The organism is Sorangium sp. So ce327 (assembly GCF_051530205.1).
Taxonomy (GTDB): domain Bacteria; phylum Myxococcota_A; class Polyangia; order Polyangiales; family Polyangiaceae; genus Sorangium; species Sorangium cellulosum_B.
This window is the reverse complement of the sequence record NZ_CP150330.1, coordinates 11,362,243-11,388,023: the sequence shown is the minus strand read 5'-3', so window position 1 is coordinate 11,388,023 and position 25,781 is coordinate 11,362,243. Positions and strand designations below refer to the sequence as shown.

General features: G+C 70.6%; 19 protein-coding genes and 1 pseudogene. 8 read left to right on the top strand and 12 right to left on the bottom strand.

Features of this window, described 5'->3' with window-relative positions; all coding sequences use genetic code 11:
- Window positions 1-55 precede the first annotated feature (55 nt).
- Window positions 56-478 carry a response regulator gene (locus WME95_RS42700; RefSeq protein ID WP_272102242.1) on the top strand — a complete coding sequence of 141 codons (423 nt, stop codon included), beginning with the start codon at window positions 56-58 and terminating at the stop codon, window positions 476-478.
- Between the two features lie 85 nt (window positions 479-563).
- On the opposite strand, the gene WME95_RS42695 is transcribed toward WME95_RS42700, so the two are convergent.
- Both WME95_RS42695 and WME95_RS42690 read right to left on the bottom strand, forming a co-directional pair.
- Window positions 564-3,512, bottom strand: coding sequence for a HEAT repeat domain-containing protein (locus WME95_RS42695; RefSeq protein ID WP_437904999.1), 2,949 nt, complete (start codon window positions 3,510-3,512; stop codon window positions 564-566).
- 191 nt (window positions 3,513-3,703) lie between these two features.
- Window positions 3,704-4,834 carry an alkene reductase gene (locus tag WME95_RS42690; protein ID WP_437904998.1) on the bottom strand — a complete coding sequence of 377 codons (1,131 nt, stop codon included), beginning with the start codon at window positions 4,832-4,834 and terminating at the stop codon, window positions 3,704-3,706.
- Between the two features lie 142 nt (window positions 4,835-4,976).
- Here WME95_RS42690 and WME95_RS42685 point away from each other — a divergent pair, with 142 nt between their 5' ends.
- From WME95_RS42685 to WME95_RS42665, 5 genes and pseudogenes are all read left to right on the top strand, one after another.
- Window positions 4,977-5,381: a winged helix-turn-helix transcriptional regulator gene (locus tag WME95_RS42685; RefSeq protein WP_437546281.1), complete on the top strand. Its 405-nt coding sequence runs from the start codon at window positions 4,977-4,979 to the stop codon at window positions 5,379-5,381.
- 374 nt (window positions 5,382-5,755) lie between these two features.
- On the top strand, window positions 5,756-7,348 hold the full coding sequence (locus tag WME95_RS42680) for an ATP-binding protein (protein WP_437904997.1): 1,593 nt from the start codon (window positions 5,756-5,758) through the stop codon (window positions 7,346-7,348).
- Window positions 7,345-7,785: a response regulator gene (locus tag WME95_RS42675; RefSeq protein WP_437904996.1), complete on the top strand. Its 441-nt coding sequence runs from the start codon at window positions 7,345-7,347 to the stop codon at window positions 7,783-7,785. The genes WME95_RS42680 and WME95_RS42675 overlap by 4 nt, the downstream gene beginning before the upstream one ends.
- 231 nt (window positions 7,786-8,016) lie before the next feature.
- A pseudogene (locus tag WME95_RS42670) lies at window positions 8,017-12,231 on the top strand (HAMP domain-containing protein); the annotation flags it as partial.
- A 16-nt stretch (window positions 12,232-12,247) separates the two neighbouring features.
- On the top strand, window positions 12,248-14,437 hold the full coding sequence (locus WME95_RS42665) for an ATP-binding protein (RefSeq protein ID WP_437904995.1): 2,190 nt from the start codon (window positions 12,248-12,250) through the stop codon (window positions 14,435-14,437).
- A gap of 865 nt (window positions 14,438-15,302) precedes the next feature.
- On the opposite strand, the gene WME95_RS42660 is transcribed toward WME95_RS42665, so the two are convergent.
- From WME95_RS42660 to WME95_RS42620, 9 genes are all read right to left on the bottom strand, one after another.
- A complete protein-coding gene (locus WME95_RS42660) occupies window positions 15,303-16,544 on the bottom strand; it encodes a VWA domain-containing protein (RefSeq protein WP_437904994.1) in 1,242 nt (413 codons plus the stop codon).
- Window positions 16,545-16,744: 200 nt separating this feature from the next.
- Entirely contained in the window at window positions 16,745-17,131 is a 387-nt protein-coding gene (locus WME95_RS42655) for an AgmX/PglI C-terminal domain-containing protein (protein WP_437904993.1), read from the bottom strand.
- Between the two features lie 50 nt (window positions 17,132-17,181).
- Window positions 17,182-17,814: an OmpA family protein gene (locus WME95_RS42650; protein WP_437904992.1), complete on the bottom strand. Its 633-nt coding sequence runs from the start codon at window positions 17,812-17,814 to the stop codon at window positions 17,182-17,184.
- A gap of 23 nt (window positions 17,815-17,837) precedes the next feature.
- Window positions 17,838-18,506: a UPF0158 family protein gene (locus WME95_RS42645; protein WP_437904991.1), complete on the bottom strand. Its 669-nt coding sequence runs from the start codon at window positions 18,504-18,506 to the stop codon at window positions 17,838-17,840.
- Between the two features lie 231 nt (window positions 18,507-18,737).
- On the bottom strand, window positions 18,738-20,123 hold the full coding sequence (locus WME95_RS42640) for a sigma-54-dependent transcriptional regulator (RefSeq protein WP_437904990.1): 1,386 nt from the start codon (window positions 20,121-20,123) through the stop codon (window positions 18,738-18,740).
- Window positions 20,120-21,583, bottom strand: coding sequence for a sensor histidine kinase (locus tag WME95_RS42635; protein ID WP_437904989.1), 1,464 nt, complete (start codon window positions 21,581-21,583; stop codon window positions 20,120-20,122). Before WME95_RS42635 ends, WME95_RS42640 begins: the two co-directional genes overlap by 4 nt.
- Before the next feature lie 160 nt (window positions 21,584-21,743).
- Window positions 21,744-21,989 carry a hypothetical protein gene (locus WME95_RS42630; RefSeq protein WP_437904988.1) on the bottom strand — a complete coding sequence of 82 codons (246 nt, stop codon included), beginning with the start codon at window positions 21,987-21,989 and terminating at the stop codon, window positions 21,744-21,746.
- A 113-nt stretch (window positions 21,990-22,102) separates the two neighbouring features.
- Window positions 22,103-22,585: a hypothetical protein gene (locus tag WME95_RS42625; RefSeq protein ID WP_437904987.1), complete on the bottom strand. Its 483-nt coding sequence runs from the start codon at window positions 22,583-22,585 to the stop codon at window positions 22,103-22,105.
- 63 nt (window positions 22,586-22,648) lie between these two features.
- Window positions 22,649-22,969, bottom strand: coding sequence for a putative quinol monooxygenase (locus tag WME95_RS42620; protein WP_437712298.1), 321 nt, complete (start codon window positions 22,967-22,969; stop codon window positions 22,649-22,651).
- 162 nt (window positions 22,970-23,131) lie between these two features.
- Between WME95_RS42620 and WME95_RS42615 the strand changes: the two genes are divergently transcribed.
- Entirely contained in the window at window positions 23,132-24,082 is a 951-nt protein-coding gene (locus WME95_RS42615) for a LysR family transcriptional regulator (RefSeq protein WP_437904986.1), read from the top strand.
- Between the two features lie 43 nt (window positions 24,083-24,125).
- On the opposite strand, the gene WME95_RS42610 is transcribed toward WME95_RS42615, so the two are convergent.
- Window positions 24,126-24,581, bottom strand: a complete 456-nt coding sequence (locus tag WME95_RS42610) for a hypothetical protein (RefSeq protein WP_437904985.1) — start codon at window positions 24,579-24,581, stop codon at window positions 24,126-24,128.
- Between the two features lie 237 nt (window positions 24,582-24,818).
- On the opposite strand from WME95_RS42610, the gene WME95_RS42605 reads away from it, so the two are divergent.
- Window positions 24,819-25,775: a hypothetical protein gene (locus WME95_RS42605; RefSeq protein ID WP_437904984.1), complete on the top strand. Its 957-nt coding sequence runs from the start codon at window positions 24,819-24,821 to the stop codon at window positions 25,773-25,775.
- Window positions 25,776-25,781 lie beyond the last annotated feature (6 nt).

Below are 25,781 nucleotides of genomic sequence, written 5' to 3'. Positions count from 1 at the left end.
GCCTCGCAGGGAGTTGACGTTCACGTCCATCTCGCCAATGAGAACCTAGGAGACAATGGACGTCGAAGAAAAACTCTTGAACATCCTCCTCGTCGAAGACGACGACGTCGACGTGATGAATGTCCGCCGGGCGTTCAAGCGGAACAACATCTCGAATCCCCTCTGGGTCGCCGGGAACGGCGTCGAGGCCCTCGAGATGCTGCGCAGCGGTGTCGTCCCGGTCGAACGACGGCTCATCCTGCTCGACCTGAACATGCCCAAGATGAACGGGATCGAGTTCCTGCGCGAGCTGCGGGCCGATCCAGAGCTCGGGGCCACGTCGGTCGTCGTGTTGACCACATCGAACGACGACCGCGACAAGGTGGGAGCCTACAACCTCAACGTGGCTGGCTATCTCCTCAAGCCGGTCACGTTCCTCAGCTTCGTCGAGCTCATGGCGGCGCTCAACAAGTACTGGAGACTTGTGGAGCTACCGTAGCGAAACACATCGGCTTTCCGATCCTCGTCGTGGCGAGGAGCGCCCCGCGCGGCGCGCGCGCTCACGCTCTCCGGGAGACACCGCGCTACTTGCTGCGCTTGACGACGCCGAGCGCCTTCTGCGCCGCCTTGACGGCCGCCTGCGCCTCCTTGCCGGGGGCGCTCGAGAGCGCCGAGATGAGCGCCGTCGCGACCTCGCGCCGGCTGTGCGCGTGCACGTCCGCGAGCTTGAGGTAGAGCGGCGCCTTGTCGGCGAGATCGGCGTCGCCGCGCCGCGCCTCGATCCGCTCGACGAGGCAGGCCGCCACCGCGGTGTCGTCCATCTTCTTCAGCGCGTCGAGCGCCGCCGCGCGCTTCGCGAGCTCCGGCCGCGCCTCGATGAGGTCCACGAGCGGCGTGAGCGCCACGGGGCCGAACGCGCGGATCGCGTCCGCCACGATGCCGGGCTTGTAGCCGTCGGCGTAGGCCGAGAGCAGCTCGCTCAGCCCGCGGACGTCGCCGAGGAAGCCGAGCGCGTACGCGGCGATCTTCGCCTCCCGCTCGTCCACGCCGCGGCTCGCCAGCATCCGCACGAAGGTCTCGACCATCTCGACGTCGCCGAGCTGCGCGAGCGCGTAGGCGGCCTCCTCGCGCACGTCGCGGGAGGCGTCCGCGTAGAACGCGCGGCGGAACGCCGGCAGCGCGGCGAGATCGCCGAGCTCCGAGAGCGCCTTCAGCGCCTCGAGCCGCTCCTCCTTGGTCGGCGCGGCGCCCAGCGTCTTCGCGAGCTCGTGCACGCGCCCGAGCCGCGCGGCGCGCCGGGCGCGCACCGCGTCGTTCCCCGGCCCGCCCGACGGCGCCGCGTGCGTGACGTCGATCACGTCGAGCGCGTCGCGGGCGAGCGCCCGCAGGCCCGCGTCCTTCGCGTGCTCCGCGACCTTGCCGAGCATCGCCGTGGCCTCGGCGCGGGCCGGGCCGCCGTGCAGCACGACCGCCTGCAGCACCCGCACCGCCGTCAGCTTCGCCACGCGGCCCGCCTTCACCGTGAGCGCCTTCTCCGCGGCGGCGATCGCCTCGGCCCCGAGCGGCGCGAACGTCCTCGCGATGGTCGGCGTCGCGGTGCCGTCCGCCCAGATCGGGAAGATGCTCGCCACGAGCTCGCTCGCCGGCAGCGACGCGTAGTAGCGCGCGTGGTGGACCGCGGCGACGTAGCGGTTCATCGCGCCCGCCGCGCGCCGCCGCGCCACCTCGTCCGGGGAGAGCGTCTCGTCGGGCCGCGCCACGGCGACGCTCTCGTAGGTCGGCACGCGCTCGGTCGAGGCGCGGTCGATCTGCGTCGCGCCGGCCAGGCGGACGAGCGCCATCTCGAGCACCTGGTAGAGCTTGATGAAGTCGTCGAGCCGATCGGCCGGCTCGGGCCGCTGCGGCAGCGCCTGGAGCAGCGCGGCCTGCTTCTCGAGGCGGAGGTCGCGCAGCCGCGCGGCCAGCGGGTCCGTCGCGCGCGCGCTGAGCCCTGTCAGGCCCGTGACGAGCGCCTCGGCGAGCTCCTCGCGGACCTCGCCGAGCGCGATGGCCGCGGGCGACGCGCCCGCCTCGCGGGCGGCGGCGTTCCACGCGGAGCCCTCGAGCGGCCCGCCCCGCGCGGCGAGCCCCTGATCCAGGACAGGGCGCAGCTCCAGGCCGAGCGGCCCCTCGACGACGGCGGCGAGCGGCCACAGCGTGGGCAGCGCGGCGTCGATGCCGACGTCCCCGAGCAGCGCGCGGAGCCGCGCGTCGCGGAGCGAGCCGGCGAGCCGCTCCTCGAGCGCCGGGTCGTCGGGCAGGTGGAGCGCCTCCCCCTTGTCGTCGACCGCCGCGAGCCGCGCGCCGCGCGCGAAGAGCGTGTCGGTGAGCACCGCCACGGGCACGAGGTCGGGCGCGAAGACGTCCTTGCGGTGCTCCTGGAGCGCCGCGAGCGCCGCGCCGACGTCGGGCAGCGCCCGCGCGAGCACGGCCTCGAGGGCGCCGGCGTCGAGCGGGCGCTTGTCGCCGAGATCGCTGAAGTCGACGCGGAGCGGCGGGTAGCCCGGGTAGGTCGTCGCCCGCGCCCCGGCGAGCACCTCGCCGGCGAAGCTCCGCTTCGGCTCGGTCCGCTTCGCCAGGAACACGGGGAGGATCTGCTTCTCGCTGACGTGGCGGCCCGACTCGAGGTCGATGAAGCGGCTCTCCCGGATGACGAAATCGTCGCTCGTCGTCCGCGTCGAGAAGGCGTACTCGACGAGCGTGAGGTCCCCTGCGGGCTTCCTGTCGGACGCCTTCCACGTCTTGCCGACGAGCTCCTCGACGTGGCGGTCGTCGAGCGGCTCGCCCGCGAGGTGCTTCTCGAGCTTGCGGGCGGTGAGCAGGAGATCGGCCATCACGTTCGCGTAGGCGACGGCCGGCAGCGCGCCGCGGGGGGCGCCCCGGGCCTGCCGGCCCCCTGCGGCCTGCCCGCGGAGCAGCGCGGCGAGGTCGAGCGTGCGCGCCGAGAGGCGCCGGAGGCGGTTCTCCCGGAGCGCCTCGGCGAGCTTCTCCATCTGCTCGATGCGGTCGCCCCCGATCGTCGCGACGCCGGACACGCCGAGCTCGCGCACGAGCGTGCCGACCTGCTCGACGCCGGACTTCATCATGGCCTGCGCGTCCGCGCTGCCCTTCTTCACGCTCTTGCGCGCGGTGTCGCCGCCCGGCGCGCCGGGCGGCGGCGCCTCGCTCACGGCGAACGACTCGGGCGCGCGCGCCCACGCGACGAGCAGCGCCGCCGCGTGCTTGCAGAACGCGGTGTTGAAGGTCCGCGCCGGGCAGGAGCAGCGCCCCTTGAACGCGGGCGCCGGCGCGTCGCTGTAGACGAGCGACACCTTGTAAGGCGAGGCCCCCGAGCCCTTGGCGTCGCAGAACAGCTTGTTCTCGTAGCGCGCGAGGTTCAGGAGCTGCCCGCCGTCGTAGAGCAGCGTGCCCTTCTTGAGCTCTCCCGCGTCCTGGATGAACGCCCGGAGCTCGCCGGCCCCGATGCGCTTCACGTCGCCCGGGGCCGCGCTCACGGCGCCTCCGCGGGCGAGCGCGCCGGGCGCGGCGCCGTGGGGATCTCGTCGTTCGGGAGCAGCGGATGGGCGGCCGGCATCGGCCTGGAAGGCTATCACGGGCGGCGGCGCGGGAGCTCTTTGCTGCCTCCGCCCGCCTCCGCCGGATCAGGCCATCGGATCGTGGGATCAGGCCCTCGGGCCCTCAGCCGTCAGGCCAGCTGTGCGCCGGCGCCGGCGCGCCCCACCGCGGCCTCGCCGAGGCGCGGGTAGTCGATGTAGCCGCGCGGGCCCTCGGAGTAGAAGGTCGCGACGTCGGGCGCGTTGAGCGGCGCGCGGCGCGACAGGCGCTCCGGAAGATCGGGGTTGGCCAGGAAGGGCGCGCCGAAGGAGACGAGATCCGCCGCGCCGGTCCGCAGCGCTTCCTCCGCGGTCTCCAGCGTGTAGCCGCCGTTCACGACGAGGGCGCCGCGGAACCGATCGCGGAGGAGGGGCGTCACCCGCGCCGCGGCGTCGAGCGCCTGCCCCGAGAGCGGCTCCACGACGTGCAGGTAGACGACCTTGCGCGCCGAGAGCTCGGCGGCGACGTGGCCGAAGATCGCCCTCGGATCGGAGTCGCTCATGTCGTTGAACTCGCCCAGCGGCGAGATCCGCACGCCGACCCGGTCGGCGCCGAACACCCCCGTCACGGCCTCGGTGATCTCGAGCAGGAACCGCGCCCGGTTCTCGACCGAGCCGCCGTACCGATCCGTCCTCTGGTTCACGCCGTTCCGGAGGAACTGGTCGATGAGGTAGCCGTTCGCCGCGTGGATCTCGACTCCATCGAAGCCGGCGGCCTTGGCCCGGCGCGCCCCGTCCTCGAACTGCGCGACCACGCCGGCGATCTCGCCCGTCTCCAGGGCGCGCGGGGCGGCGTACGGCTGCGGGCCCTCGGGCGTGTACGCGTGGCCGTTGCGGATGGCGACGGCCGAGGACGAGACGGGCGCCTGCCGGTTCGGCTGGAACGAGGGGTGCGACGCCCGCCCGACGTGCCAGAGCTGAAGGAAGCCGCGCCCCCCCGCCCGGTGGATCGCGTCCGTCACGAGCCGCCACCCGGCGACCTGCGCGTCCGTGTGGATGCCGGGTGTGCGGAGATATCCCACGCCCTCCGGCGTGACCTGCGTCCCCTCGGTGATGATGATGCCCGCAGAGGAGCGCTGCTCGTAGTACCGCGCGTTGAGCTCGGTCGGCACGTTGCCCTCTCCCGCGCGGCAGCGCGTCAGCGGCGCCATCACGACGCGGTTCGGCAGCGAGAGGGGGCCGAGCGCGAAGGGGCTGAAGAGCAGGTCTTTGGCGGTGGTCACGATCGATTCTCCTTGCAAAGAAGATGTAGCTTCCGAAAGGGAAGTGGCATCCGTTCGGCGGGCATCATGAATCTGCACTGCACGATGTCAAGTCACTTCCCTTTTGGAAGTGGATAGGTCATTCTGGTGTCTGGGACGACACATGAAGCACGCGTGCCAGCACCTCTGTGAGAAGTTTCAGGTCGCGATGGACGTGCTCGCGAAGCCCTGGAACGGGCTCATCATTGCGACGCTCGAGGAGGGGGCGCTGCGCTTCGGCGAGATCGGCGAGCGGCTCGACGCGATCAGCGATCGGATGCTCTCCAGCCGGCTGAAGGAGCTCGAGGCGCTGGGCCTCGTGGTGCGGCGCGTCCTGCCGGGGCCCCCCGTGCGCGTGGAGTACGAGCTGACCGACGCCGGCCGGGGATTCGGCGAGGTGGCGCAGGCCATCTCGCGGTGGGGAGAGCGGCTCGCGGTGAGCGCGGCGCGCGGCGGGGGGGCGAAGCGCGCCGCACGGGCGGCGCGGGCCGCACCGGCGGCGAAGCGCGCGCGGGCGTCATCCACGTAGCATCCACGCAGGTCGCGTGACGGATGTCACGAAGGAGTCCGCCCGGTCCTGAGCAGCGCTCAGGCAATACCTGACGCCGAGCGCTCGTGTGGCGAGGTAGCGAGAGCAGCGCTCGTGTCGATCGCGAGGTTGCGCTTGCCGCTCAGGTGGAATGGTGATGTAATTCGAGGGCTTCGCATCTCGGTGGCTGACAAAATAGGGTGCAGATTCGTGGGATACGAGCTCAGCCGTTAGGCCGGCGAGTGAGGCGTACGAAAGTACGCGGCGCGAGCCGAACGACGCGGATGAGCTCGCCAAATACACGAAGACGCGCCTCGCTATAACGCGAAGCGTTAGCACGAAGGCGTCCCCTGGGGGTCGCGGTGGATCGCCGTATGAACCTGCAGCACCAGCGCCGACCGGGGGGGATGAGGCTCGCGCACCAGTTCTGGTTGTCTCTCGTCCTCCCCATCGCGATGGCCATCCTGCTGTATGGCATCTTCGCGTCGGCGCACCGCAAGCAGGTCCTGCGGGAGGAGGCCACGGCGGAGCTCCGCAACTACGCCACCCTGCTTCAGGCGTTCGTCGAGAGCGCGCTGCAGCGCAGGGACCTCGCGCTCGTCCGGCGGCGGGCGGAGCACTTCGCGAGCGCCGAGCGCATCCTTGGCATCGCCGCGTTCACCAGGGAAGGTGAGGCGATCTTCATCACGAAGGGAGTCGAGCGCGAAGCGGAGCGCCTCGGGCAGCTCGCGCGCCGGGCGTTCCGTGAAGGAGGCGACATCGAGGAGGTCGCCAGCCTGGTCGGGCAGCCCGTGCTGCTCCGCACGGTCTCCATCCAGCCGAGCAGCGCCAATCAGCCCCTGGTCGCCGTCCTGGTGCGCGATCATCACTACGCCGAGGTGCTGGAGAATGCGTTGAATCACGGGCTCGCGGTGACCGGTGTCGTGCTGCTGCTGGTCAGCGCGGTCGTCGCCGGGCTCGTCGGGCGCTTCACGGTCGCGCTCCCGGCGCGGGCCATCCTCGCCGGGGCCGAGCGCGTCGCGAGCGGCGATCTGGACGCGGCCGTGCCCGAGCGCGGCGCGGAGGAGCTCTCTCGTCTGGCGAGCGCCTTCAACACGATGACCTGCTCTCTCCGCGAGGCGCGGGAGCGCGCCGTGCGGGAGGAGGCGGCGCGGGTGAACGGGGAGCGCAAGCTGCAGCAGGCGCAGGCGCTCGCCGCCGCCGGGCAGGTGGCGACCTCGCTCGGCCACGAGATCGGATCGCCGCTGAACGTGATCCATGGCCGCGCGCGCCGCGCGGCCGACCTGCCCGGCTGCCCGGAGCACCTGCGCGCCGAGCTGGAGACCATCGCGCGGCAATCCGAGCGGATCACGCGCGTCGTCTCTCGCCTCGTCTCCCTCGCTCGGCCGCCGAGACCGCAGCGGGCGGACAGCGATCTCCGGCGCGTCATCGACGATGTGGTCGCTTTCCTCGGCCCGGAGTGCAGGAGGCGCGGCATCGAGCCGAGCGTCGTGTGCGAGGGCGCCGCGAGGGCGCGCGTCGCCCTCGACTCCGATCGTCTGTTTCAGGTCGTGTTCAATCTGTGCTTGAACGCCGTCGAGGCCCAGGGCCGCGGCGGCGAGCTCGCGGTGCGCATCCTGCCCGAGTGTGATGGCCCAGCGGGCTCTGCCGTCGTGTGCTTCGAGGTCGCCGACGCGGGGCCGGGGATCCCCGCCGAGGATCTGCAGCAGATCTTCGACCCGTTCTTCACGACGAAGGCGGCCGGCGGCGGGAGCGGGCTCGGGCTCGCGATCGTCCGTGGCATCGTCGAGGAAGCCGGCGGCTCGGTGGAGGCCGCCGCTTCGTCGACAGGCGGGGCGCGCTTCCGTGTCACGCTACCCGCGATCGCGTCCGGTTCACCGGCGAGCGTGGAAGCGAGCTCAGAGGCGAGCTCGGAGTCGAGTAGAGGGGCCAGTCGAGGGGGTGGAGAGGAAGGGCAGAAAGCATGAGTCTGAGCTCACCGAGCGTGTTGGTTGTCGAAGACGACGATGATCTCGGCCGGTTCGTCGTTGACATCGCCAAGGACCACGGCTACCAAGCAACGCACGTGGCCGATGCGATGTCGGGCCTCGGTCTGCTGCCGTCGGGGGATTTCGACCTGCTGATCACCGACATCCGCATGCCGGGGATGGACGGCATCGAGCTGATCGCGCGGGCCAAGGAGCACGACCCGTCGCTGGCGATCATCGCGATCACGGCGTTCGGCTCCGTGGAGACCGGGATGCGCGCCCTCCGCGTCGGCGCCTCCGACTACCTCTCCAAACCTTTCCGCTCCGATGAGCTAAGCTCTCGCATGCGACGCGCGCTCGAGCGCCGTGCTCGCGATATCGAGCATGCTCGTCTCCAGCGGCAGGTCGCAGAAGTGTTGCGCCGCGGCAAGCCGTGACGGCCGTCCTCCAGGGTCTCATGACGCCGAGCTCCCCGGCGTCGACGAGGCCTGAACACCTGAAACGGGAACTAGCACTCCAGGCGCGCTATCGTCGTCAGGAAGGTGGTCATGCAATCGAACAACATCGCGGCGACCTCGAAGGACAAGCACGGGAGCGGAGCGAGCAAGAAGAAGCCGCCGCCCCGCAAGCGCGGCGCCAACGGGAGCCACCTGGATGTGCGGGAGATGCAGCTCCAGGCCGTGCTGGAGGTGCTCAAGGCGGTGAAGGCCGGCAACTTCTCCGCGCGCGTCGGCATCGGCGAGGTGCCCGGGACGATCGGTCAGATCGCCGATGAGGTGAACGACGTCGTCCAGCAGCTGCAGACCGTCGGCTCGGAGATCACGCGCGTTGCGCGCGAGGTAGGCACCGAGGGCAAGCTGGGCGCGCAGGCGGAGGTGCAGGGCGTCAGCGGGACGTGGAAGGACCTCACGGACAACGTGAATGTCCTCGCGGGCAACCTGACGAACCAGGTGCGCAACATCGCGGTCGTGACGACGGCGGTGGCGAACGGCGACCTGTCGAAGCAGATCACGGTCGAGGCGAAGGGGGAGATCCTCGAGCTGAAGAACACCATCAACAAGATGGTGGAGCAGCTGCGCGCGTTCGCGTCGGAGGTGACGCGCGTGGCGCGCGAGGTAGGCACGGAGGGCAAGCTGGGCGCGCAGGCGGAGGTGCGCGGCGTCAGCGGGACGTGGAAGGACCTCACGGACAACGTGAATGTCCTCGCGGGCAACCTGACGAACCAGGTGCGCAACATCGCGGTCGTGACGACGGCGGTGGCGAACGGCGACCTGTCGAAGCAGATCACGGTCGAGGCGAAGGGGGAGATCCTCGAGCTGAAGAACACCATCAACAAGATGGTGGAGCAGCTGCGCGCGTTCGCGTCGGAGGTGACGCGCGTGGCGCGCGAGGTAGGCACGGAGGGCAAGCTGGGCGCGCAGGCGGAGGTGCGCGGCGTCAGCGGGACGTGGAAGGACCTCACGGACAACGTGAATGTCCTCGCGGGCAACCTGACGAACCAGGTGCGCAACATCGCGGTCGTGACGACGGCGGTGGCGAACGGCGACCTGTCGAAGCAGATCACGGTCGAGGCGAAGGGGGAGATCCTCGAGCTGAAGAACACCATCAACAAGATGGTGGAGCAGCTCCGGACGTTCGCCGCGGAGGTGACGCGCGTCGCGCGCGAGGTAGGCACGGACGGCAAGCTCGGCGGTCAGGCGCAGGTGCCGGGCGTCGCCGGCACGTGGAAGGACCTCACCGACAACGTGAACCAGCTCGCCGGCAACCTGACGAACCAGGTGCGCAACATCGCCCTCGTCACGACGGCCGTCGCCAAGGGCGATCTCTCTCAGAAGATCACCGCCGAGGCGAAGGGGGAGATCCTCGAGCTGAAGGACACCATCAACAAGATGGTGGAGCAGCTGCGCGCGTTCGCGTCGGAGGTGACGCGCGTGGCGCGCGAGGTAGGCACGGAGGGCAAGCTGGGCGCGCAGGCGGAGGTGCGCGGCGTCAGCGGGACGTGGAAGGACCTCACCGACAACGTGAATGTCCTCGCGGGCAACCTGACGAACCAGGTGCGCAACATCGCCCTCGTCACGAAGGCGGTCGCGAGCGGCGACCTGTCCCAGAAGATCGCGGTCGAGGCGAAGGGGGAGATCCTCGAGCTGAAGGACACCATCAACAAGATGGTCGATCAGCTGCGCGCGTTCGCCGCGGAGGTGACGCGCGTCGCGCGCGAGGTAGGCACGGACGGCAAGCTCGGCGGCCAGGCGCAGGTGCCGGGCGTCGCCGGCACGTGGAAGGACCTCACCGACAACGTGAACCAGCTCGCGGGCAACCTGACGAACCAGGTGCGCAACATCGCCCTCGTCACGAAGGCGGTCGCGAGCGGCGACCTGTCCCAGAAGATCACGGTCGAGGCGAAGGGGGAGATCCTCGAGCTGAAGGACACCATCAACAAGATGGTCGATCAGCTGCGCGCGTTCGCCGCGGAGGTGACGCGCGTCGCGCGCGAGGTAGGCACCGAGGGCAAGCTCGGCGGCCAGGCGCAGGTGCCGGGGGTCTCCGGCACGTGGAAGGACCTGACGGAGAACGTCAACGTCATGGCCTCGAACCTCACCTCGCAGGTGCGCGGCATCGCCAAGGTCGTGACCGCGGTCGCGAACGGCGATCTCCGCCAGAAGCTCGCCCTGGAGGCCAAGGGCGAGATCGCGTCGCTGGCGGACACCATCAACGACATGACCTACACGCTCCGCGTGTTCGCCGAGCAGGTGACCACGGTCGCGCGCGAGGTCGGCATCGAGGGCAAGCTCGGCGGCCAGGCCAAGGTGCCCGGCGCGGCCGGCACGTGGAGGGACCTCACCGACAACGTGAACCAGCTCGCGGGCAACCTCACCACGCAGGTGCGCGCCATCGCCGAGGTCGCCACCGCCGTGACGAAGGGCGACCTCACGCGGGCCATCTCGGTCGAGGCGCAGGGCGAGGTCCTCCAGCTGAAGGACAACATCAACCAGATGATCTCGAACCTGCGGGACACGACGCGCGCCAACCAGGAGCAGGACTGGCTGAAGACGAACCTGGCGCGCTTCTCCGGGATGATGGCCGGCCAGCGGACGATCGAGGCGCTCTCTCGCCTCATCATGTCCGAGGTGACGCCGCTCGTGTCGGCGCAGCACGGCGCCTTCTATGTGCTCGAGTCCGAGGAGAAGTACCCGGCGCTCAAGCTCACGTCGAGCTACGCGTTCCAGAAGCGCAAGGGCATCTCCAACCGGTTCGCGCTGGGCGAGGGGCTCGTCGGGCAGTGCGGCCTGGAGAAGAAGAGCATCGTCGTCACGGATCTCCCGGACGACTACATCCGGGTGAGCTCGGGCCTCGGCGACGCGCCGCCCCGCAACATCTGCGTCCTGCCGGTGCTCTTCGAGGGCGGCCTCAAGGCGGTCATCGAGCTGGCGAGCTTCCAGAACTTCACGCCCATCCACCTCACGTTCCTCGAGCAGCTCACGCAGTCGATCGGCGTCGTGTTCAACATGATCGGCGCCAGCATGAGGACGGAGGAGCTGCTCCAGGAGCTCCAGCGGTCCAACACCGAGCTCGGCTCGCGCTCGCAGGAGCTGGAGGAGAAGGCGTCGGAGCTCGAGATCAAGAACCGCGAGATCGCGCGCGCCAGCGCCTCCCTGGAGGAGAAGGCGAGGGAGCTGTCGCGCACATCGAAGTACAAGTCCGAGTTCCTCGCGAACATGTCGCACGAGCTGCGCACGCCGCTGAACAGCCTGCTCATCCTCGCCAGGATCCTCGCGGACAACGAGGAGCACACGCTCACGCCGAAGCAGGTCGAGTACGCGAAGACGATCGCCGCGGCGGGGCAGGACCTCCTGCAGCTCATCAACGAGATCCTCGACCTGTCGAAGATCGAGGCCGGCAAGATCGACGTGAAGACCCAGCGGGTGCTGCTCTCCGAGCTGGCCGAGTACGTCGAGCGGAGCTTCCGGCAGATCGCCGAGCAGAAGGAGCTCGAGTTCTGGGTGCGGGTCGCGACCGGCGTGCCCGCGGGGATCATGACGGATCTGCAGCGGCTCCAGCAGATCCTGAAGAACCTGCTGTCCAACGCGTTCAAGTTCACGTCGTCCGGGCGGATCTCGCTCGAGATCGAGGTGGCCAGCAAGGGGCTCACGTTCAAGCGGGAGACGCTCGTCAAGGCGAAGACCGTCCTGGCGTTCGCCGTCACGGACACGGGGATCGGCATCCCGACGGAGAAGCAGACGCTCATCTTCGACGCGTTCCAGCAGGCGGACGCGTCGACCAGCCGCACCTACGGCGGCACAGGGCTCGGCCTGACGATCAGCCGGGAGCTGGCCAGCCTGCTCGGCGGGGAGATCTCGCTGAACAGCACGCCCGGGCTCGGCAGCAAGTTCACCCTGTACCTGCCGGCGGAGCGGACGGAGCCGAAGGCGACGAGGCCGGCGCGCGCCGAGCTGCCCGAGCCGGTCGCGCCGCTCCTCACGAACGGCTCCTCCTCGGTCGCGCTCGCCGGGCGCAGCGTGCTTGTCATCGACGATGACGCGCGCAACGTCTTCGCCATCACGAGCCTGCTCGAGCGGCGCGGGGCGCACGTGGTCCTGGCCGAGAACGCGAGGCACGGTATCGAGATCTTGCGCGAGGCCGATTCGTCGATCGATGTTGTCCTCATGGACATCATGATGCCCGAGCTCGACGGCTACGAGGCGACGCGGGAGATCCGGAGCGATCCTCGCTTCAACGAGCTGCCGATCATCGCGGTGACGGCCAAGGCGATGCCGGAAGATCGACAGAAGTGCCTGGACGCCGGGCTGAACGATTTCGTGGCCAAGCCGGTGGACGAGGGGCGGCTGATGTCGGCCATCCTGCACTGGGTGCGGCCGGATTGAGCCACGGAGCCGTACCGTGTCCACCCCGCCCGAGACGACCAGCATTCTCCTTGTCGACGATCAGCCGGAGAACCTGACGGCGCTCAGGGCGATCCTTGTCGACGAGAGCTACCGCCTCGTGACCGCGGCGAGCGGGAAGGACGCGCTCCTCAGGATCCTGTCCGAGGATTTCGCGGTCATCCTGCTCGACGTGCGGCTGCCGGACATCGACGGCTTCGAGGTCGCTTCGCTCGTGAAGCAGCGGGAGCGGTCGCGCCACACGCCGATCATCTTCCTGACGGCGGCGACGGACGATCTCGCGGCCATTTACAGGGCGTACGCCGTGGGCGGCGTCGACTACCTCCTGAAGCCGCTCGAGCCGGAGGTCGTCCAGGCGAAGGTCGCCGTGTTCGTCGAGCTCCACCGGCGCGGCGAGCAGATCAAGGAGCAGGCGGAGCTCCTGCGCCAGGCCGAGCAGCGGCGGCGCGACGCCGAGGTCGAGGACCTCCGGCGCGCCGCGCAGGCGAGGTACCAGAACCTGGCCGACGCCATCCCGCAGTGCGTCTTCACGGCGAAGCTCGACGGCGGCATCGATTACGTGAGCTCGCGCTGGCTGGAGTACACGGGGCTCGCGTTCGAGGCGCTCCGCGGCTGGGGCTGGCAGGCCGCCGTGCACCCGAACGATCTGAACCAGTTCGTCAGCAAGTGGCGGCGCTGCCTGGAGTCGGGCGAGCCTTTTCAGGGCGAGTGTCGCCTCAGGTCGATTCACGGCGCCTACCGCTGGCACCTGTGCCGGGCGGTCCCGGAGCGGGACGTCTGGAAGCGGGTGGTCGCCTGGCTCGGCAGCTTCACGGACATCGACGACGGCAAGCGCCACGAGCAGGAGCGCCTGCACCTCCTGACGCGCGAGCGGGCGGCCCGCGCCGAGGCCGAGGCCGCGGTGCGCCGCTCGGAGATCCTCGCGGAGGCGTCGAGCTCGTTCTCGGCGTCGCTCGACGAGGACAGCGTCGCGGCGGCCCTCGTGCGCATCTCCGCGGAGCGCGTCTGCACCTGGTGTGTGCTCGACATGCGGGAGGAGGGCGGCGCGCGCCGGCTCGCGGCCGCGCACAGGGCCCGCGACGCGGCGCGGTTCATGGCGCGGTTCGGCCCGCGGGAGCTCGCCTTGACCGCGGACGGCGTCGGCGCGGTGCTCACGACAGGCCGCCCCGACCTGCGCGTCGAGTGCGCTCCGCGCGACGTCGCCGTGGCGCTCGACATCGACGATCCCGCCGTGATCCAGGAGATCGGCGCCAGCAGCTACCTGTGCGTGCCGCTCGTCACGCGCGGCGAGGTGCTCGGCGCGCTCAGCATGGTGTGGGTCGAGCCGGGCGAGCGCTTCGAGCCGCCCGATTTCGCGGTCGCCCTCGACGTCGCGCAGCGCGCGGCGCTCTGCCTCGAGAACGCCCGGCTGCTGCGGATGACGCGCGAAGCCGTGCAGATCCGCGAGGATTTCGTGGCGGTCGCCTCGCACGAGCTGAGGACGCCGCTCAGCGCGCTGGTGCTCCAGGTCCAGGGCCTCACCCGCGCCCTCCACCGCGCGGACGGCGGGCTGCCGGCGGAGCAGGTGCTGGCGAAGCTCTCCCAGGCCGGCGGGCAGATCGACCGGCTCACGCGGCTCATCGACACGCTGCTCGACGTGGCGCGCATCAACAGCGGCCACCTCGAGCTCAGCCTCGATGACGTGGATCTGTGCGACGTGGCGCGCGACGTGGCGGGCCGCCTCGAGGCCGAGCTGGAGCGGGCCGGCTGTACGCTCGACCTGGACATGCCGGTGACCGCGGTCGGCCGGTGGGACCGCCTGCGCATCGATCAGGTGATCACCAACCTGCTCATGAACGCCATCAAATACGGGCGGGGCAAGCCGATCCAGGTGCGCATCTCGGTGGATGGGCGGTCCGCGGTGCTCCAGGTGGCAGATCAGGGCATCGGGATCGCTCAGGAGTACATCGCGCGCATCTTCGGGCGCTTCGAGCGGGCGGCGCCCACCAGCTCGTATGGCGGGCTGGGCGTCGGCCTGTACATCGTGGACCAGATCCTGAGGGCCCACGGCGGCACCATCCAGGTGGAGAGCGCCCCGGGCATGGGGGCGAGGTTTCAGGTGGCGTTGCCGCTCCCGCCCCGAGCGGCTGGTCCGTCCGGGCCCCTGGGCGAGCGCCCTGGATCGTCGTTGACCGGTCCCGCCGGCTGAGAGGCGCTCTCCTGAGCTCACCTGGCGTCTCACCTGGCGCCCGCCGGGGCAGGGATGCGGTCGCGCTGCGCCACCGTTGCAACCGGTGGTTTCAACCGTGAAAGGCGTCTCACGGTCCCCCTGGGAAAAGCGGCGATGCCGGCATCCGGCCATCGTTGGCCTGCATCGTGCAACAAGCTCGTGACAGAGCGCCCGGTGCGACACCCGGGGGCAGTCCCTCGCCGATCACCACGGAGACACGGAGGCACGGAGCAAACCCAGACCCGTGCCTTCGTGCCTCCGTGGTGCCTGCGTGCATCCGCCGTGAGAGGCGGAAGGCGAGCGGATCTCCCGGGTGGACAAGTTCACGTCCGGACGGGCGCTCAGGGCTCGTGATCTCCGCACTGCGACGCTGCGTAAAAGATCAAAACGGTTTATAGGTGATGAGCCCTCGCTGAGCGACGTGATCAGTCCGCCACACATATCGGTAGTTCAAGTGAAACTTTCTATCAGCCTAGTTGGCCCCTCGATCAGCGCCATGGACAGCGCGGGTCCCCTCCTGGTCAAGACACCCTCTCTCGAAGAGGTGGTTCGGGCGGCCGGGGCCCGTCGGCGGGTCTCTGCGACCGCTGCCCGGGGCGCCACGTCCCGGAAGCGCGCCGCCGCCCGTCGGACGGACGAGCGCTCGGCGAAGGCGACCCGCCGCGCGCGGTGACAGGGCCGGCGCGGGGCGTCGAGGACGCCCTCGCTGGCGCCGGGCGTGTCGAGAGAGCGCGCCGCCCCCGCGCTGCGGCGCGAGGGCCACGGAGGCACAGACGACGCAGAGGAAGGAAAAGAACCTCTGTGTCCTCTGTGCCTTCGTGGTCTTTGTGCCCCCGCCGGGCGCTCAGCGCGCCTCGGCGTCGAGCAGCGGGCCGAGGTCCTGACCTCGCATGAGCCGCTCTACCACCTTGACGAGGAGCTTCGGGGTGCAGCCGAAGCACGGGGTCCCGAGGGCGGCGAGCTTCTGCGCCATGTCGTGGTCGTACGACGGTTTGCCGCTGTCGGACAGCGCGAGCAGGCAGATCGACTTCACCTTGCTGTCGGCGAGCTGGCGCATGCGGGCGAGGAGCTCCTCGGCGTTGCCGCCCTCGAACAGGTCGGTGATCAGGATGAACAGCGTCTTCTCGGGGCGCTCGATGAAGTTCGCCTGGGCGTAGGCGACGGCGCGGTTGATGTCGGTGCCGCCGCCGAGCTGCGCCGTGAACAGCACGTCGACCGGATCGACGAGCATCGGAGTCACGTCGACGACCTCGGTGTCGAAGAAGAGGAGCCGAGTGCGGAGGACGTCGAGGGACGCGAAGATCGCGGCCATGATGGAGCTGTAGACGACGCTCTCGCCCATGGAGCCCGACTGGTCGACGAGGATCGCGACGTCCCACTCGTGTCTCCGCGTCTGGTTCGCCCAGAAATAGAGCTTGTCCGGGACGAGGCGGCGCCGCTCGGCGTCCCATCCTCGGAGGTTCTTGCGGATGGTGCGCTTCCAGTCGAGGTTCCTGAGGACGCGGAGCGGGCTCGTCGTGTTCCGCCGCAGGGCGCCGAGGACGGCGGTGCGGATCTCGGACTCCAGCGCGCGCCGCACCTCCTCGACGACCTCGCGCACGATCTGCCGGGCGGCCTCCCGGGCGGCGTCGGGGATGAGGCCCTTCGCGCTCATGAGGGTGGCGACGAGCTCGACGTTCTTCTCGAGGAAGGGCAGCGTCTCGGGCTCGAAGAGGAGCTGCGTCAGCCCTCGCTTCTCGATGGCGTCCTTCTGGACGAGCGCGACGATGTCGTGGCTGAAGAACTCGCGCACCGCGGAGAGCCACTCGGGGACGTACGGCCGCGAGCCGCCGAGGTTGCCGGCGCGCTCGTCGTAGATGAACGAGAGGGCCTTGTCGAGGTCACCGAGCCGCCGCGGGTCGACGTGAAGAGCGGACGCCCCGCCGCCGAGCCCCCCGAGGGAGAGCCGAGGATCGACGCGCTCGGCCTCGGGCCCGAGCGCGAGCCGCCAGCGCAGGAGGGCGTCGCGGTCGCCGTCGGTGAGGTCGTCCGTCGCGCCGGCGGGGGAGGGGGGCGGAGGGGCTTTCTTGGGGGTGCGGGCGCTCATCGCTGTGGGGTGTCGGAGGGATCGCGAGCTCTCGAGAGAGCCTGTCTGGCGGGAGCCCGATGAGCCGCCCCGCGGCGCGCGCAGCGAGCGGCCGCAAGCGCCGTGCGCGCTTGCCGCACAGCGGCAGGATAGGGGGCGTGGCCGCCTGGCACAAGGAGGACGGCGCGGCGGAGCTGCCGGGCTCCGCCGGCGCGGCGGAGCTACGCCTTCGGAGCCCCGACGGTGAACTCCCAGACGAACTTCCCCTTGCCTTGCTTCTCATCGGGCGGGGTGAGGACGAGCCCGTCGATCGACTTCACGACGCAGCTCGCCACGTCGTCCGACGCGGTGGTGCCGGCGGGGTCGACGGCGACGTTCGTGATGCGGCCGCTGTCCTCGAGCACGGTGAAACCGACGGTGACCTTGCCCTTCGCGCCGGGGTTCCGCGCGAGCTCGGCGTCATAACAAGCGCTGATCTCGTCGCGCTTCGTCTCGAACAGCGCCGCCGTATCGTCGCGGTACATCTCGGCGTTCCGCACGGCGAAGGAGCAGCCCGCGGACGCGCTCGCCAGAACCATCATGGTGAGACCCGAAAACAATTGCTTCATGCTCGCCTCCTTGCGGGGAGCGCCGCTCACGGGCGGCTTCGGACCAGCGTTCATTTCGCGGCGTCCGCGGTCTTCTGCGCGGTGTCCTGCTCGACGATGTTGAACTCGACGCGACGGTTCTTCTCGCGCCCCTCGGGCGTGTCGTTGTCCGCGATGGGCTTCGATTTGCCGAAGCCCTTGGCGGTGAGCATACCGGCGGCGATCCCGTGGTCGACGAGGTACTTCATCACGGCCTTGGCGCGGCGGTCCGAGAGCTTCAGGTTGTGGTCCTCCGACCCCTCGGCGCTCGCGTGACCCTCGATCGCGATCTTCTTGATGTGCGTGTGCTTCTTGATCGTGCTGACGACCTCGTCCAGCAAGCTGTGGGACTCCGTCCGGATCGTCGCCTGGTCGTATTCGAACTGGATCTTCTCGTTGATGATGATCTTGTCGTCCGTCACGACCACGCGCTCCGGCGGGGGCGGCGGAGGCGGCGGGGGCGGCGCGGGCGGCCGGCCCACGACGGCGAGCGCCTTCCCTCCTTCGAACGTGGTGACGCCGCCGCAGGCGATCGAGCCCAGGGCCATCGCCGTGAGCACGGCGCCGGCGACCCAGGGCCCGAGGCCCGTGGCTCGCCGCGCGACGAGCCAGCGGCGGGGGCTCGGGCGGCTCGTCACATCTCGTTTATCGTCGAACTCGTTCATGATCGCGTCTCCATGGCCCGCTGTCACGGGCCCAGGCCACCGGGGCGCTCTGCGTCGCCCCTCGATGAAACCGCGGGAATCGGCAGGCTGGAGCGCGTCGCGCGCAGGAACTCTGCGAGCGACGTGAGCGCGTGGAGATCGCCGGGCGCGAGGGCGCTCGCCGCCGCGTGGAGCCGCTGGCGAGCCGAGTCGGCGGCGTGAGATCTCCTCGGCTCAGCGCTTTCGCTGGGCCACGCATGCTCGAACGAAGCCGGTATCAGACCGCGGGTGTGAAACCACGCGAGGATGGTGGCACGGATCTGCGCGAGCCGGAAGACGCGCCAGCGTCGGAGCTGCTCCGGCCTGCCAGAGAGCACGGCCTTGAACCGCCGAAACGCCCCCCGCCCCTGGAGGCACTGCAGGAGCAGCAGCTGGAGCTCGAGGTCGTCGACCGTCGGGATGAACGCCTGCAGCCATCGGTACTGCTCCGGCGCGCCGATGGCCTCGACGCGCACGCAGCCCGGATCCTCCTCGACGCGCGCGCGCGTGTCCGGGTCGGCGAGCCCGTCGACGAGCCGGATCACCGCGCCCGTCTCGAGGTGAAGGAAATAGCGGATGTGTTGAGCGCTGTTGTCGAAGGCGTTCGCGAGAGCGTTCCAGTCGACAGCGACGCTCCGGTTCGCAGCGGCGGACTCCGGCGTGGTGGTGCTCATCTGCGCGACCGGCCCGCAGGCAGCTCGCATGCCAGTCACGCAGGAGGCGCGCGGCCGCGCGGCGCGCCTGGGAGCGTGTTTTCCGCCAGCAGCTGCGGGTGTCGCGTTGTGCAACAGGCCGACGAGGAGCGGAGTCGCGCGCCCTGGGAGGCCGCGGCGCGCGCTCGACAAGGCGCGGCGGCGCGCCTTGTCGAGCGCGCGGCCGGGCGCTGCTGCGAGGCCGCCGGGCAATCACGGCTTCGGGTCGCTCGAGCGTCCTCCGCGCATGCCGTACCGCTCGAGCTTCCGGTAGAGGGTCGCCCTGTCGAAGCCCAGGATCTGCGCCGCCTGGCTCTTGTTCCCGCCGACCACCTCGAGGACGCGCAGGATGTAGCGCCGCTCGACCTCCTCCATGGGGACGAGCTCGGTCGGGTCGTCGCTCGAGACAAGGACGTGGGAGCGCCGGTACGTGCGGATCTTCTCGGGCAGGTCGTCGACGGTGATGTGATCGTACCGCGCGAGCGCGACCGCCCGCTCGATGCAGTTCTGGAGCTCGCGCACGTTGCCGGGCCACGCATAGGCCATGAGCTTCTCCGCCGCGGGCGCCGAGAGGCCCTGGATGGGCCTCGCCTTGACGGTCGCGAAGTGCTCGAGGAAATGCTGCGCGAGAAGCAGCACGTCGGCGCCGCGGGAGCGGAGCGGCGGCAGGTCGACGTGGACCACGTTGATCCGGTAGTAGAGATCCTCGCGGAAGCGGCGCTCTTCGAACGCTGTCTCGAGGTCGCGGTTCGTCGCGGCGATGAGCCGGACGTCCACCGGGAGCTCCTCGTCGGCGCCGACGGGCCGGACGACGCGCTCCTGGAGGGCGCGCAGGAGCTTGGGCTGGAGCCCGATCGGCAGCTCGCCGATCTCGTCGAGGAACAGGGTTCCGCCGTGGGCCCGCGCGAACAGGCCGCTCCTGGCCCCTTTGGCGTCGGTGAACGCGCCCCGCGCGTGGCCAAAGAGCTCGCTCTCGAGGAGGGCGTCCGGGACCGCGGCGCAATTGACCGCCACGAACGCGCCCTCGCTCCGCCGGCTGCGCTGGTGCACGGCGCGGGCGACGAGCTCCTTGCCGGTCCCGCTCTCTCCCGTGATGAGGATCGAGGTGTCCGAGTCGGCGACGCGATCGAGCAGGTCGAACACGCTCCTCATCACCGGGCTGCCGCTGAGGATCTGCTCGTAGCCGTGGGCGTCGGCCACGGCGCGCCGCAGGCGGCGCACCTCCTCGCGGAGGGCGCGGTGGCGCAGGGCGCGCTCCACGGTGAGCCGGAGCGCGTCGAGCTCGAACGGCTTGGTCACGAAGTCGTACGCGCCGGCGCGGATGGCGGACGTGGCGGTGTCGAGGCTCCCGAACGCGGTGATGACGATGACCGGGAGATCGGGCCTGTTCTGGACGATCCGCTCGCAGAGATCGAGGCCGCTCATGCCGCGCATGGTCATGTCGGTGACCACGACGTCGAAATCCTCCATGCCGAGGAGCTCGAACGCGTCGGCGGCCGACGTCCGCCACGCCGTCCGGAACCCGCGCTTCCTGAGCCCGGCGTCGAGGAGCTCGCAGACGCCGCGCTCGTCATCGACGATCAGGACGCGCCCTGTCATGAGTTCCCCCGCGGCAGCATCATCGTGAAGCGACTCCCGGAGCCCTCCCGGCTGTCGACGTGGATCCAGCCGCCGTGCTCCTTGAGGATGCCGTAGGCGACCGACAGGCCGAGCCCGGTCCCTTCGCCCACGGGCTTGGTCGTGAAGAACGGCTCGAAGATGTGCTCCAGGACGTCGGCCGGCATGCCCTGCCCCTCGTCACGAACGGACAGCGCGACATACTCCCCTTCGGCCCCTCCCTGGTCGGCCGGGGGACTGGCGCGCTCTGCCCGGAGGCCGACGGTCAGCGTGCCGCCGGACGGCATAGCCTGGATCGCGTTGACCACCACGTTGGTGAGCGCCTGCTGGAGCTGGTCGGCGTCGGCGTGGACGACAAGCTCCGGCGTGTCTCCTTCTTCCTGGACCATCGTGACGCCCTGCTTCTCGGCCAGCGGCCTCAGCATGACGAACGTGCTGTGAATGACGCTCCTCAGCGGTGTCTCCTGCTTCTCTGCGCTACGGCGCCGGGCGAAATCGAGCAGCTGGCGGATGATCTGCGTCATCCGCTGCGACTGCTCGAGGATGATCTGCCCGTTGGCCGGCACCTCATCTCCCGTGACGTCTCCGTCGACGAGCATGCGCGCGCGCCCCGCGATGACCTGGAGGGGCGCTCCCAGCTCGTGTGCGATCCCGGACGCGAGCTTGCCGACCGTGGCGAGCCGCTCGGCGTGGCGGAGCTGCTGGAGCGCGGCGAGCCGCGCGGTCGCCTCGGACTCGAGCTTCCGGTTCGCCGCGGCGAGGCGATCACACATCGCGTCCATCTCCCGTCCGAGCTCTCCGATCTCGTCCTCCTGGCGCAGCGACAGGCGCCGGGAGAGATCGCCCGCGCCGATCCGCCGCGCCTGATCGATCAGCGTGCGCATGGGACGTCCCACCAGCCCGACTCCGAGGGACGTCGCGAGCAACCCGCATACCAGCGTCAGAGCGGCCGTCGTGACCGCCGTGTTCAGGATCATGCCGTGGATGGTGCGGCGGGCTCCCGCCAGCGACTCGGAGAGCTCCAGCGCGCCGACGCGATCGCCGGTCACCGGCACTGGCACGCACGTGACGAGCACGTCCGCGTCTTCGCGAGGGAGCCTGTGCACGACCGCCTGCCCTCGCGAGACGGGGACGAGCAGCTCCGGCGCGAGGCGGGGCCGATGGGCGTCATCCGCCTGCTCGTCGAGCCAGACCCACCGGAGGTCCACCTGCCTCTCGCGCTCGTTGGCGTCCTCGACGAGGCGCAGCGCCCGCGCGGGCCCTTCCGTGCGCCACACCCCCGTGATGGCGGCGGCCAGCGCGCGGCCCATCGCGTGATGGTCCCGCTGGACGTCGTTCTCGAAGGTCTTGGACTCTCTGCGGATCTGCACGTAGGCGCTCAGCGCGAGCACAAGGAAGACCCCGAACACCAGGGCGAGCGTGAGCTTGCGCGCCAGCTTCATGCCCGACGTCGTAGCGCAGGTGGCGCGCGGCGAGCCAACGCCGCTCGACGCCGCCGCAAAGTACGACATGCCGCATTTTGCGGCACCGGCGATGGCCCGCGCGCGGGCCGTCAGAGCGCGCTCCCCTGCGGAGCCTGGTGGTCCGCTTTGGTAGGACCTGTTACCGCGGCGCGGCGGGCGCCTTCTCCGGGCAGCAGAACAGATGATCTGGCACCAGCATGGCGCAGCCGTCTTTCCAGGGGTCGTCAGGCGCGTAGTCCGTCCGGTTCTCCGCTGGATAGAAGTACGCTTTGGGCTTCGCGGGATCCGCGCAGGCGCTGTCGCGCTCCGGCGCTGCCTCGCGGCCCTTCGGCGCGCCGGTGACCCTGGAGCAGGCCGCGAGCGTGGCGCCCGCCACGAGGAGCATGAGGAGCGCCGAGACGGGCCTATGCACCCACGGCGACGAGCGACCGGGCCGTCGCGGCGGACATGGCTGTTGTCGAGAGCTGCCCATCGCCGCGCCCTCCGGGTGCATGGACATCAGCGGGTGCATCCGGCCTGCGGGGGGCTCGATTTCAAGAGCTCGCAGGCCGTCAGAGAGCAGCCGATGCCCGCACAGGCCGCTTCGAAGCTGGGGTAGCAGCAGCCGGCGGCGAAGACCTCGCGGCCGACGCAGTCGACGAAGTCCGGAGCAGGTCGGGCCGGAGCAGCGCATCGCGCTGGTCTGGTGGGCGGCGGGAGATCCGCTCTGGGCGCGTGACCGGAGGCAGGGCTCTGGTCGGGATCGGACGTCGGCGCGCCGCCGGTCTCGGGCTCGGGCCCTCGGGCCGACCCCTGCTCGGGGGCCGGCTCGGGGCCGGGCCCCTGCTCCGCAATCGAGCCAGGCCCTCGGCCAGGCGGAGCGTCCGGGGTCGCGGCCGAGGTCGTCGGGCTCGGCGTGCTCGTGCAGTGGACGAGGAGCAGAAGCAGCGAGAGCGACCGTCCGAGAGCGAGCGCCTGGAACGATGCGATCTTCCGCGTCATCAAGGGAGCATCGCACGATGGCCTGCGCGAAACCAGGGGAGCCCGCGTCGTACGCGCGCTCGTTCAGCCGCCAGGGTGGCTCCCCGCGCCGGCGACGTCGGTCAAGGCATAGTGCCTCATCTCCTGGATGCACCCGTAGAAGGGCTTCACCTTGGCGAAGAATGACGGGAACGACGCCTCCTTGCGAAACCCCTGGAGGTGGCCTTCCAGCGAGTCCCAGCGGATGCGGACGACGAAGCTCGCCGGCTCCTCGGTGCATCGGGAGATCTCGTAGTCGAGGCAATGCACGGAGCCGCGCAGCTCCGTGGCCGCAGCGCGATAAGCGGACAGGAACGCCTGCTCTTGCTCTGCGGGGATCGTGTAGCGAATGTATTCGATGATCATGGCAGCTTCCTGGGTTGGGGGCGTCCTGGGGGCTCCGGCTCCGTGCGGCGGCACGAGCCCGCCGGAGACCAGAGATACGCGCCGGCGGATCGAACGTCGAATCGATAGCAGGCGCGCCAACACATAGGTGATGTCTATGGGTCGGCGTGGTATCCATCGACCATGCGCCTGCAGTCGGTGGACACCCACCTTGTCGTGGCCTTGCACGCTCTGCTTCAGGAGAGGAGCGTCACGCGCGCAGCGCGCCGGGTGGGCGTGACGCAGCCCTCGATGAGCCACGCGCTTTCACGGCTGCGCGCCCATTTCGGGGATCCGTTGCTCGTCCAGGTGGGCAGGCAGATGACGTTGAGCGAGCGCGCGCGGGACCTCTTGCCGAGAGCAGCCGAGGCCGTCGAGCGGCTCGAGCAGGTCTTCGGCCAGGCCGAGCGGTTCGACCCGAGGCGCTCGACCCGCACGTTCCGGCTCGTCGCGACCGACAACCTGGAGCTGCTCGTGCTCCCGCCGTTGACCAGGATCCTCGCCGCCGAGGCGCCGCACGTCAACCTGCGTTGCCGCAACATCCCGCAGGATTTCGCCGAGCTCCTGCGCCGCGGCGAGCTCGACGCCAAGCTGGGGCGCGGCGGGCCGGTGCCCGACGGATGCCGGTCCACGCAGCTCGCGGCCGAGCAGCTCGTCTGCCTGATGCGCCGGGGCCACCCGGCCTCCCGGAAGGCGCTCACGGCGGCGCGTTACGCTGCCTGCGAGCACCTGATGATCTCGCCGCACGGAGAGGACCACAACGTCATCGATCAGGAGCTGGCAGCGCGGGGGCTGCGCCGTCGGGTGACCCTGACCGTGTCGCATTTCCTCGTCGCTCCGTTCATCCTCTCCGGCTCTGACCTGCTGCTCACCGTGTCCGCGCGGGTCGCCGTGGCGCTGGCCCGGAAGCTCGATCTCGTGGTGCGTCCGTGTCCGCTCGAGGCGAGGGGCTACACCTTGACGCTCGTCTGGCCGGAGCGCTGCGAGGGCGACGAGGGCCACAGCTGGCTTCGCGCCGCCATCGAGCGCGCCGTCGCGTGCGAGCCGGTCGCGGGGCTGGGTGAGGCCGGAGGGCCCCCTGCGCGAGGGCGGTGAGCAGCTTATCGCTTCCGGTCGCGGCCGCTTGGCGGCCCAGGTGTCAGGACGAGCGCCCAGCCGGATCGGTGGCTATCGCGTCATGCACCTCGTCGCGTGTCCCGGTTCCGGCGAGCAGGTGCCACCTCCGGAGCGTCGGCAGGTCGCGCATGGCTTCCACGGCGGACCGCAGCGCTGGCGGCATGGGGCCGAACCGCGCTTCGTACAGCTCGATCGTCCCCTGCGCCATCCCCTGCGCCATCCCCTGCTTGCGCCCCTGCTCGATGAACTGCTCGACGAGCTCCTGGGTGGTCATGACAAACTCCTCTTCCTCGGGTGTCGCCGGTCCGGGCTCGACGAGCGCCGCTCGGAAGCGTAGCAGAGGGCCGAGCGCGATGGCGCGTTCCGGAGCGTCTTCCGGTAACTGGCGGAGCTCTTCGATCGCCTCACGCAGCACGCGCCGACCGCCCATCAGCCGGATCAGGAGGGTCGAGCGCTCGCGGGGCAGCTCGCCGAGCACGACGACGACCGTCACGATCGCTCTCGCTTTGGGGCGCGGATCGTCCTCGCCCGGCGAGCCATTGACCCGGGCGAGCGCGCCTTCGTGGCGACGTGGCCGACCCCTCCTGCCCCTCTGAAGGGCCATGATGGTTCCCGGCTGCCACGCGGTGTGGGCCTGCGGAGACACCCGCCCCCAGCACGGCGCGGCCTTTCCTGACAGCGCCCTGCGGCACGCGTCGTGCTGTTTCGGGCCGGCATGCCGCGCCCCCGACTCGCCACGTCGATCGCTTTGCTTGCGCTGATCTCCGGCTGCGCCGCCCGCCCGCAGTCGGCTCTTCCCGTTGCCCTCGAGGTCCCGCCTTCGCCTGCCCCGCGTTCGTCCGAGTCCAAGGGCGCTGAGGGCGCCGCGCTCGGCGGGGAGATCCTCGTCTGGGGCCGCACGGGCGATGGGCCGCCGAGGACATGGCACCTCACCGAGGAAGGCGCGGTGATCCGCGAGGAACCGGGGATCGTCGTGGCGACCGGTCGAGGGGAGTGGCGCTGGGAGGTGCGCGAGGTGAAGGTGGAGACCTCGGCCTGCGACTTCGGGCCCGACGAGACGCGCGAGCCGGGCGAGGGCACCGCGAGCCGCGCGGAGCTCGTGCTGCGCGGGACGGGCGCGCGCCAGCAGGTGATCGCGCCGTCGGACGCGGACGGGAGCAACGTGATCCAGCACGAGGCGGAGGCGATCGGGAGCGTCGGGCCGTACCTGTTCATCGAGGAGCGGACGTACACCTACGCGTGCGGCGCACACGGCTTCGTGGGCGTGGGGTTCACGGTGTGGGACGCCGACAAGGGGGCGATCGTCAACCTGCTCGCCGAGGTGTCCGGCGTGCCGGCGCTGCAGGGCGAGGCCGAGGCGCTCCTCGACGAAGACGAGGACGACCCGGAGGCCGCTCGGCAAGAGCGGGATGCGCCGGAGCTCGTGCAGATCGCGCCGGCCTACGACGCGCGGGGGGCGCTCCGGGTGACCGCGAAGCTCGCGCGCGCTGCGTGTTATGCCTGCGGCGACGGCGCGTGGAGCTCTTACTCGCGCTCGGCGGTGGTGCCCGCCAAGAAGGCGCCGGAGCGCCTCGCGGCGTGGGCGTCCCCGCCGCCCGGCCTGCAGAGCTTCCTGGCGGAGCACCCGGACGTCAACGTCGGCGGCTGGTCGCGGGCCGGCCGGGAGGAGTGAGGCGAG